Genomic DNA, 9002 nt, shown 5'->3' on the forward strand with positions numbered 1-9002 from the left:
GTTGAGTAGCAGGCTCACGGTGGTCTCGTGCCCGGCGGCGATCATGACCCATAGGGTTCCGGCGAGTTCCTCATCGGTGAGGGCTTCGGGGTCGAGGCTGGCGGAGGAGGTGCCGGTGGATCCTTGGCCGAGGTCATCGGCGCGCAGCGCGGCGGCCTTGGCAAGTGCCGCACGGGCCAGCGCGCGGGCGACCAGCTGACGGTTGCCGAGCCGGCGCGCCGCGGCTTCGTCGGCGGCTCGCTCGACCGCGAACCGCACCGCGCGGGCGGTGGGGCGCAGGAGGGGGTTGGTCGCGGAGGCGACGTGCGCCACCTGGACGTAGAGGTGGTGTCGACCGGAGACGTGAGCTGCCTCGTGGGCGAACAGCACACGGCGTTCTTCACCGTCCAGAGCGCGCAGCATGGCGGTCGTCACGACAACACGTGCGGGAGTTCCGGGTAGGGCTGGAAGCGTGTAGGCGTCCGGCACGGCACCGGGCACGATGACCACCCCGTCGGGGCCCGGTACCAGCCCCCGGGCGGTACCCGCGACTCTGACCAGCTCGCGAATCACCCGCGCGGTCGTATGCAAACCTGCGGCGAGCAGCAGCGCGGCGCATATCCCGGCCACCGCCTCGGCCGCCACCGGCCACGGCTGTTCGGCGCCGAGCCGGCCCGCGGACCAGCTCCCGAGCCGCGCCACCTCAGGTACCTGCGCGAATGACAGGAACCCCAGCGTGGTCAGCACCGTCCCCGTGCCCATGGCCACGACCACCATCGCGATCGGGACCAGCCGGACGGCCATCCCGGGCGGCAGGGTTCGCGCGAACCACGGACCGAGGAGGCCGAGCACGAGATTGGCCACCAGCGGTGTCCACACCAGCCACGCCACCGCTCACTCGCCCGTTGTCCGGCGGGCACTCCCCCGCCCCTGGCGACCGTCTTCGAGGCCGCGCAACAGCTCGGTGAGCAGTTGCTCGTCCTCGGGACCGAGGTCAGCGACGAAGTGAGCAAGGACACCGGCGCGGTCGCCGCCCTTCCCGAGCAGGCGGCTCATCTGCGCGGCCACGGCGATCGACTGCGCCGCCTCGGCGTCGGAGGCCACTCGGTAGGCGTAGGCCCGGCCGGAGGGCTCTCGCTCGGCCAGCCCTCGCTTGTGCAGCCGGGCGAGGGTGGTCATGACGGTGGTGTAGGCGAGTTCGCCACCGAGCTGGGTTCGCACCTCACCGGGGGTCAGCGGCCGACCGGCCTCAGTCAGGCAGTCCAGGATCTCCTGCTCCAGGACGCCCGGGGATCGCCTGCCCGACCTTCGCGGCGACTCGGTCATTCCCACCCCCGGCATCTACTACAGACCTCAATCGTAGCTTGCACGGGTCGAGGTGCGGGCTCAGGCCTGCAGGTGCTTCAGGGTCTTCTCGAGGGTCTTCATCGCCGCACCACATCGCGCCTGAGTCGGAGAGTCGGCCCGCAGCGCGGTCAGCGCCCCGTCGATCGCGCCGTCCAGGGCGTGCCAGTCGCTCGGCGAGCGGGGCTTGAGACCTGCCTCTGCGGCGTCCCAGGCCACCTCGAGATCCTTGATCCGAGCCTTCGCCCCGGCCAGGTCACCCTTGGTGGTGAGCGCGTTGACCTCGTCGATGATGCCGGCGAAGGACGACAGGTCCCCGAGCTTGGGACTCGATGCCTGCTTCACCGCCGCGGGGGAGGCGGCGGGTTGGCCTGCGGCGCCTGCTGACATCCAACTGCCGATCCCGACGACGACCATGATGCCGGCGGCCGCCCACACCAGGTCCGCAGGCCGGCCCACGCTCGCCCCGCCCGACTTGCCTTCGGCGTGCGAGCCCGCGCGGCGGGCCCTGGTCGCGGCCACCTGCTCGCGGGTGACCAGCACGACGATGACGGCGAAGAACAGCATGCTGGTCCTGGTTGCGCCCAGGCCGAAACCACCGAGCGAATGGTCCTGGGTCAGCAGGTCACCGACCGCGGCGCCCAGCGGGCGGGTCAGGATGTAGGCGGCCCAGAACGCCGGCACCTGCCAGGCGTCGACCCGCCACAGCACCAGCGTGACGAGGAAGGCACCGCCGAACAGCAGCGCGCCGTTGCGGAAGCCGAGGCTCAACGCCTCGGTGGCCAGGTCGCCTGCCGCGGTGCCGAGCGCGAACGTGGTCAGGATGGCGCCCCAGTAGAACGCCTCCCGCCGGGGTGTGTTGATCGCGGTGATCGACAGCGTCATCTCCTGCCGATACCAGACGGTGAAGACCACGGCCAGAAGCACCGCGAACAGCGTGGTGCTGACGTACAGGCTGATCCCGAGCGTGTCGGTGAGGAAGTCGGTGATCTGGGTTCCCGAGATGCTCACCAAGACCACGGACAGCCAGTAGATCCACGGGGTGTAGCGGCGAGAGGACGCCTGCAGGACCAGGGCCGCGGCCAGTACGACGAACACCAGACCGTCGGTCAGTACCGGGCCGAGCCCGACATTGACCGTGAGGTAGTCCGCGAACGTCTCCCCCACCGTCGTCGAAAGGATCTTGATGACCCAGAAGGTCGCAGTGACCAGGGGCACCTTGCTGGCCATCTGCCGTCGCCGAGGTGGGGCAGAGGTGGACACCATGCGCACGCTCCAGACAGGGAAGGGACACGGTCACTGGCACCCCAGGAGCACCAGCCACAGCAGATACTACTCGCACGAATAGTAGCAAGTGGCCGAATGTCTCAATTGGGCTGGCTCGGAAGCCCTCGACGGAACCGGGCGAGCAGCAGCGCGGTCGTCGTGGTGAGCTCGATGAACAGCCCGAACCGCGCCCCGAGCGTCTGCCGCCCGGCCGGTAAGGCCAGCAGCCAGGCGGCCGGCAACCCCACCAGCCAGTGCCGAGGTGGGCCGGGTTCTGCTAGGTGGTCGGCAAGCCCGCCGAGGCGTTGGAGCAGGGCAAGGAGGAGTTGTGCGGTGGGCTGCCCGACCTTGATGTGACACTGGCCCAGGCGCTGCCCGATGACACCGGCGTGGTCCGGCTCAATGAGGAAGACAGCTGGTGATCCCGCCCCTGTCGGCCGAGGGCGTGCCAGGTGAGGCCAAGGAGCCGAGGCGGCCGTAGCAGGCACGTTTGGGGGATCTCAAGCACAACATCCTCAGCGTGCCCATTGCCGATGCCACGAATGTGGGGTTGGTGCGGATGAGCGAGGCCTGCGCATTCCGCACGACGCGCTGCGCTGGACGCAGCAATGGTACGTGCGGGAGGAGACGCTGCGCGGCTACGTCGTGCGAGCAGCCGCGCCTGGGGCTACTGTGCTGGTAGTTCGGCCAGTCTGCTGGAGAAGCGACGCAGGAGCAGGCCGGCTCCTTCCGCCAGCGTCCGCAAGGGGCACCTGCCCAGCGTCGAACGCTGTAGACAGCTGCCCTCCACATCCGCCTACCGCGCCGCGGACGCGTGGCGGGGTCCAGCCGGATGGCCGTTGCCGTAGGACCATGGCCAGGCTCTAGCCAGGTCGAGGATGAGGGGGCGGCAGGAGTGCCAAGTCGCCGTTCACCTGCACGACCAGCTCAACGGTCACGCCCGCCGTCGTGTGGTGGGTACTTCGCTGGCCGTACTCCCTGGCAGGGACATCGATAGCGCATCGGCTGCGCCTGTGCCATGGTTGTCAGGCAATCCGCCGGAAGACGACAGCCGCGCGGTAGCGGTTGTGGTGCTCACCCTCCGCTTCGGCATCAGCACTAATGACGTCCAGTTCGGCGTCGGGACCGAAGAAGTTGAGGGCCTGAGCCCTGGCGTTCTCTCTGATCTCGTCTGGAGTCGCTCCGCTCACGGTGACGCGCAGGGTAAGCGGGAACCGTGTCACGCTCATTGGCGACCTTCTTTCGCAGAGTAGTAATCACTTTATGTCCCCCTGTAAACAGTCACACGAATGCGACCCCCACTTCAACTAAAGCCATCCTCAAGCCCGTTACCAAGCAGTTCAAATTGGTAAATTGAGACCCCTCACGAGCCCAACGCTCACCTTCACGCACATATCAACTCCGGTGTGGCCACGATGTCGGTGGCGCGTTCGGCGTTACCCTGCTGGATCACGCGACCGCGGCATCGCCTACCGGGTGGAGCAGCGATTCGAGCATTCCCATCGTGCGGGCCGGGAAGGCGTGCTCGAAATAGGCCGCAGTGTGCACACTGGGTATGAGCAGCACCACGGTGGGATGCCCGGGTACGGGCGGTACCCGGGCCTACGGTGGGAACTGTGTGACGATCGCGGGGCGTCTGCCAGTCCCGTCGGGCCAGCCGTCCGCTTTGGTCAGGGATGACGGTTGTCGGGTTCCGCGGTTTCCGCATTGTCCGGCGTCGTAGCCGGGTGGATCTACCGAGCTGGGTGGCGGCCGTCGTCGATGACGTCTTGGCGGCTGCAGGCGGTTGGCTGGTTCCGGCGTGGTCTGTTGCGGAGAAGCAGGGAAAGCAGGAGCCCAAGGCCGCCACCGAGCATCAGGATGACGCCCGTGATGCGCAGGTCGAAGCCGCCCACCGATCCGTCCGCCAGGGCGAAGGTGAGGATGGCGCCGACTGTGGTGACCGCGATGGGCATCACGCATCACCCCTATCACGGCGGGAGTGTGAGCTCCGGGGTGAGCTGGGCGGGGTCATCGGCGGCCGGCCCGGCGGTCCGAACGCCGACCGGTGATCAGGTTGTGGCAGCCACCAGTCCGAGGATGATCCAAGCGATGATGCCCATAGCCGAACTCCTATGGTGGTGCATCGATGTCTGCGCGGGATCGGTCTTCCGGACCGGTCGAAGCAGAGGGCCGGCCGCCGCGTGAGTGCCGGCGCGGACGGTCAAACTTGTTCACCTTGAGCCAACACCCAACGCGTGCCGTACGGAAACCAGCGATCCGGGAAGGATCCATCTTCAGAACCGATCACAGCGCTTCGCGCCGGATACAGCGTTCAGAGCCGACGTATCACACGGGCTCATCCCTCTGGCTGGTGGCTGTCGGAGCATCTTCCCTGGGCGTTGGTTCGAGCCAGCCAAGCCGCTGGGCGAGTTGCCGGGCGCTGTTGTTGACGGTGGCAAGGTGGGCGGAGGGGCTGGCGTCATGCCACAACAGTGACCATGGGTAGTCGAGCCGCGAGAAGAGAGCCTGGCGCTACTCGCTGGGCTGAAGTGTCTGGCGAGCACTCCCCCAGCGTCAGGGCTTTCGCCACGAGATCACCTTGATAGTCCCAAAAGCAGCGCCAAGGGGTGTGGCCACCAAGTGCGTGGGCAGGCTGACCAGTTCCAACGGGGGCGAAAGGACGCTGCACGTGCGAGGGAGGAAAACCGGCATGGCTTCGACGGGTGCAGGCGTCGTCGATCGGGAGGGGGTCGGCGTGGCGCCGATCATCGACGGGCGTAAGCCGGTCGCGGCGGTGGTCGCGTTTTGGGTGTTCGTGCTGGTGCCGTTCGCGGCGTTGGCCGCCGCCGTGCCGGTGGCCTGGGGCTGGGGGCTGAGCTGGGCCGACGTGGCGATCGCAGCTGGTGCCTACGTCCTGACCGGGCTCGGCGTCACGGTGGGCTTCCATCGCTATCTCACCCACGGCGCGTTCAAGGCAGGCCGGTGGCTGCGGATCGGCCTGGCCATGATCGGGTCCCTGGCCGTGCAGGGCTCGGTCATCCAGTGGGTGGCCGACCACCGGCGCCATCACGCCTTCGCCGACCGCGACGGCGACCCGCACTCGCCCTGGCGCTACGGGCACAGCGTGCGCGGCCTGGCCAAGGGACTGCTCTTCGCGCATGTCGGCTGGATGTTCCAGCGCGACCTCACCAACCGGCGGCGCTTCGCCAAGGACCTGCTCGCCGACGCCGACATCGGCCGGGTGGACCGGCTGTTCGTGCCGCTGGTCGCAGCCTCGCTGCTGCTGCCACCCGCCATCGGCCTGCTGGCCACCGGCACCTGGCACGGCGCGCTGACCGCGTTCTTCTGGGGCGCGCTGGTACGGATCGCGCTGCTGCACCACATCACCTGGTCGATCAACTCCATCTGCCACGTCTTCGGGGAGCGACCGCTGAAAACCCGCGCCGGGGACCGGGCCGCGAACTTCTGGCCGCTGGCGATCCTGTCGTTCGGCGAGAGCTGGCACAACGGCCACCACGCCGACCCCACCTGCGCCCGCCACGGCGTGCTACCCGGCCAGATCGACATCTCCGCCCGGCTGATCCGGCTGCTGGAAAGGCTCGGCTGGGCCACCGACGTACGCTGGCCGACCCCGGCACGCCTGGCCGCACGACGCCGCGAGCCTTCCCCATGACCGGCCCCGGCCAAGAGCGACTCAGCCTGGATGCCGCCCTCCCACGCCGGGGCGCGGTGGGTCGGGGTGTGGTGACCTGCCGCTACGACGCCGACGCGAAGCGGGCTCCGCTCACGACGGCCCCAGCGCAACGTGTTCATGACCGCCTCACACGGGGTCCCGCCCTCTCCGCCCGTAGGAGCCAGCATGAACACTACGGACATGATCGGCACTCTCACATCCAGCACGGACCGGCTTCTGCGCATCACGCCGCTCGCCGATCTCGCGGTCTGCGGATCGAGGGCGAACTCGACCGCTCCACCCTGCCCGCCCTCACCGGGGTGCTGACCTCGATGGCGGGCCGTGGCAGCTTCTGCGTCGATCTCGGCGGCCTGCCGTTCTGCGACGTCGGAGGGCTGCGCTCCCTGGTCACCGCCACCGCCGACATGCGTGGCGGGCACGTTCTGACGTTACGGTCGCCCTCCCCGCAGGTGCGACGCCTGCTCATCCTCACCGGCTGGCACAAGGCGGCTGGCCTTCGCCTACAGGCGCGGTCGCACGCTCTGCCTGACCATGGCGGGCCTCGACGTTCCTCCTCGGCCGAGTGAACAGTCGTCGCCGGGAGGCTGTCACCGCTGGGGGCGGTGGTCGGCGCAGGGTCAGATGACGGCGGGTCGTGCAGGCACGCGATCGGTGATGCTGCCGCCCTCGTTCTCCCACGAGGCAGCGCCGTTCTGGCTGGGTGTGCCCTCGTCCGGGACGGCGGGGTGGAGGATGTCGCCGGGACTGATGCCCATCGTGTCTGCGGCGGCGAGCGTGAGGGCTGCTGCGGCCGGGCCGTCCGCGGTGCCGGGTGGAATGACCAGCAGGGTGATGGGCTCGGTCCCCGCGATGGTAAGGGTGATCAGGCGCGGGTCGGCGTGGCGGAACCAGCCCACTCTGACCTGGCGGCCGCGGGCCGGGATGCGGCGCGGGATGTGATCCCATGCGTCCAGATACAGGCCGACTCGCAGGACGGCCCTGCCGAGCCGCCGGTCGACGGCGGAGATGAGGGCGGGCAGTTCGGCGGAGGCGTCTCTGGTGCGGGGCCACCATGCCCCGTCGACGGTGCCTCTCCGGTCCAGCAGGGGATTCAGGCTGAGCCGGACGGTGGAGTCGCTGACCGGAATCGCGGAAGCGACGGCGCTCAGCGGCTTGAGATGAGAAAGGAGTGTCGGCGTCATGATCGCCTGACCTGCCTGGGCCCCGAAGGATCCGCAAATGATCTATCGCCGTGGACGACGCCGACCTGAATGCCAACGCACGAAATATCCTTAGCATTTTTAGCATACCTTACCCGGGACAGAGAGACTTCCCCGGAATGCCGCTTTCGGAGCTAAAGTCCTTCATGACCTACGGCAGTACCGTGCCCAACTCTCGGTTTGTGCCCGCCACTCGTTCATGAGCGAATTGACTTCACCCGCGCGCTTGGTGTCGAATTCTGGAATTTGCACGAAGCTCATAAGAGGGCCGCAGGTATGCTGCGGCGGGAGTCAAATTCGCGTTCTCACATGCCAGGCACAGCCAAGGGGACAAAAGCCCATCTCGTACGGTGATCACCAGATGGTAGGAACAGGAGCCCCGGTGGCCTACGGATAGTCAGGTCGGGCGGCCAGGTCGATGAGCTGGCGCAGGAAGAAGCTGCCCGGATACAACATCGTGGCGCGTACCGCGCTCCTATCATCCGCCATTCGCGAGACCGCCGCAGCTCGCAGCAGGCTGCAACATCATTACCAGGGGCATCATTACCAGGGGCATCACCGTGTCGCCGGACACGGCGTCTCGACCGACGCCCGCCGGCTGTCTCCGGTTGGTAGCGGTACGTCTACAGTGGGAGGAACGGCGTGGTACGGAACACGTCCGGTGGCCAGGGTCGGCGATGGGCGACGCAGCCAGAGTTCTGGCGGGAGGTGTTCGACCACCTGGGCGCCGGCTTGGCCGTGCTGGACTCCACCGGTCGGATCATCGCGGTCAACCCCACCGCCGAAGAACTGCTGGGCCGTACCGCGTCGGCGATGACGGGGCAAGACTTTCACGGCCTGCTGCACCGCCGCGCCGACGGCACGGCCATTCCGGATGAGCGGTGCCGGCTGCTCACGACTCTCACTCGCCACATTTCGGCCCGCGGCGAGAAAGACAGCTTCCTGAGCGGTGACGGGCGTCTCATCCCGGTCACCTGGTTCTGCGCTCCCGTGACCAGGAACGGCCACCTGCTCGGCATGACCGTGCTGTTCGCCGGCGACACGACCGACCGGAAAACAGCGCGGGGCCTGGCCGCCCATGTGACCGCCTTGGAAGACCTCACGGTCCGGCTGACCGTGGCCACGGAGATCGCCACAGCCCTGGCCCAGACCCTGGACACCAAGGAGGCCATCGCCCGGCTGGGTCGCTTGCTGGTGCCCCGCCTGGCCGACTGGGCAGCCATCGACCTGCGTACGGAAGAGGGCGTCCGAAGGGTGGCGGTGGTCGGACCCGAAGGCCGTGACGCTGATCAGGAAGCGTGGCAGGGCGCCCTCCCTGCGGTGGACGAGCACTCCCGTTCCGCTCTGGTACGGGTGTTGCACGGCGGCGAGCCGGTCCTGCTGGGGCCAGAGGAGATCGCCACTCCGCCTGATTCGCCCATGGCCGCCGTCCAGACGGGATTCCTCCAGGCACTGGGCGCCGCCTCCGCCGTCATCGTGCCGCTGGGTGTCGTCGGCCGGGTCACGGGCGCTCTCACCCTGGCCCGTACCGACGCTGC

12 protein-coding genes are annotated in these 9002 nt (G+C 68.4%); 4 read left to right on the top strand and 8 right to left on the bottom strand.

Annotated features, from left to right (window positions below):
- The 4 genes from AB0J09_RS46150 to AB0J09_RS46165 all read right to left on the bottom strand — a co-directional run.
- Window positions 1-870, bottom strand: an 870-nt coding sequence (locus AB0J09_RS46150; protein WP_360706162.1) for a M48 family metalloprotease, incomplete at its 3' end; no start/stop codon positions are given.
- 3 nt (window positions 871-873) lie between these two features.
- Window positions 874-1320 carry a BlaI/MecI/CopY family transcriptional regulator gene (locus AB0J09_RS46155; protein WP_360706165.1) on the bottom strand — a complete coding sequence of 149 codons (447 nt, stop codon included), beginning with the start codon at window positions 1318-1320 and terminating at the stop codon, window positions 874-876.
- Between the two features lie 45 nt (window positions 1321-1365).
- Window positions 1366-2589, bottom strand: coding sequence for a hypothetical protein (locus AB0J09_RS46160; RefSeq protein ID WP_360706168.1), 1224 nt, complete (start codon window positions 2587-2589; stop codon window positions 1366-1368).
- A gap of 101 nt (window positions 2590-2690) precedes the next feature.
- Window positions 2691-2837, bottom strand: a complete 147-nt coding sequence (locus AB0J09_RS46165; RefSeq protein WP_360706170.1) for a hypothetical protein — start codon at window positions 2835-2837, stop codon at window positions 2691-2693.
- A 33-nt stretch (window positions 2838-2870) separates the two neighbouring features.
- On the opposite strand from AB0J09_RS46165, the gene AB0J09_RS46170 reads away from it, so the two are divergent.
- Window positions 2871-3011 (top strand): hypothetical protein, encoded by a 141-nt coding sequence (locus AB0J09_RS46170; RefSeq protein ID WP_360706173.1) that lies wholly within the window; start codon window positions 2871-2873, stop codon window positions 3009-3011.
- Between the two features lie 603 nt (window positions 3012-3614).
- Here AB0J09_RS46170 and AB0J09_RS46175 read toward each other — a convergent pair.
- The 3 genes from AB0J09_RS46175 to AB0J09_RS46185 form a co-directional block, all read right to left on the bottom strand.
- Window positions 3615-3818, bottom strand: a complete 204-nt coding sequence (locus tag AB0J09_RS46175) for a hypothetical protein (protein ID WP_360706176.1) — start codon at window positions 3816-3818, stop codon at window positions 3615-3617.
- A gap of 220 nt (window positions 3819-4038) precedes the next feature.
- Window positions 4039-4158, bottom strand: coding sequence for a hypothetical protein (locus tag AB0J09_RS46180; protein ID WP_360706178.1), 120 nt, complete (start codon window positions 4156-4158; stop codon window positions 4039-4041).
- A gap of 164 nt (window positions 4159-4322) precedes the next feature.
- A complete protein-coding gene (locus AB0J09_RS46185) occupies window positions 4323-4544 on the bottom strand; it encodes a hypothetical protein (RefSeq protein WP_360706180.1) in 222 nt (73 codons plus the stop codon).
- Between the two features lie 737 nt (window positions 4545-5281).
- Here AB0J09_RS46185 and AB0J09_RS46190 point away from each other — a divergent pair.
- Together AB0J09_RS46190 and AB0J09_RS46195 are read left to right on the top strand one after the other, a co-directional pair.
- Complete coding sequence (locus AB0J09_RS46190) at window positions 5282-6244, top strand: acyl-CoA desaturase (protein ID WP_360706183.1); 963 nt, start codon at window positions 5282-5284, stop codon at window positions 6242-6244.
- On the top strand, window positions 6241-6831 hold the full coding sequence (locus AB0J09_RS46195; RefSeq protein ID WP_360706186.1) for an STAS domain-containing protein: 591 nt from the start codon (window positions 6241-6243) through the stop codon (window positions 6829-6831). Before AB0J09_RS46190 ends, AB0J09_RS46195 begins: the two co-directional genes overlap by 4 nt.
- Window positions 6832-6882: 51 nt before the next feature.
- On the opposite strand, the gene AB0J09_RS46200 is transcribed toward AB0J09_RS46195, so the two are convergent.
- Window positions 6883-7446: a DUF5994 family protein gene (locus AB0J09_RS46200; RefSeq protein ID WP_360706189.1), complete on the bottom strand. Its 564-nt coding sequence runs from the start codon at window positions 7444-7446 to the stop codon at window positions 6883-6885.
- 660 nt (window positions 7447-8106) lie between these two features.
- Here AB0J09_RS46200 and AB0J09_RS46205 point away from each other — a divergent pair.
- Window positions 8107-9002: PAS domain S-box protein (locus AB0J09_RS46205; protein WP_360706192.1), on the top strand; the 896-nt coding region annotated here is incomplete at its 3' end.

The sequence above is a fragment of the Nonomuraea sp. NPDC049784 genome, from assembly GCF_040659615.1.
Taxonomy (GTDB): Bacteria; Actinomycetota; Actinomycetes; order Streptosporangiales; family Streptosporangiaceae; genus Nonomuraea.